1 rRNA gene is annotated in these 266 nt (G+C 52.6%); it reads right to left on the reverse strand.

From position 1 onward, the window contains the following. Positions 1 to 115: ribosomal RNA gene (gene rrf, locus VF724_RS21450) — 5S ribosomal RNA — on the reverse strand; the annotation flags it as partial. Between the last annotated feature and the right edge of the window lie 151 nt (positions 116 to 266).

The raw sequence follows: 266 nt of genomic DNA on the forward strand, positions 1-266 counted from the left end.
TTGGCAACGTCCTACTCTCCCAGGACCCTTCGGTCCAAGTACCATCGGCGCTGGAGGGCTTAACGTTCGTGTTCGGGATGGGTACGCGTGGTTCCCCTCCGCCATTGTTGCCAAACCGGTTTTTTGCGCTGAATTCACTTCTTCGAAGTTCTTCAGCAGTAAATACAAGGGACTTGCTCCCTCAAAACTAGAAGCGAAGCAAACGTTGGTGCGCATGGATGTTGCTGCAGCAATGCTGCAAAGTTGTGGATAAGCCCTCGACCGAT

Origin of the sequence: Ferviditalea candida (assembly GCF_035282765.1) — a bacterium.
GTDB classification, from domain to species: Bacteria; Bacillota; Bacilli; order Paenibacillales; family KCTC-25726; genus Ferviditalea; species Ferviditalea candida.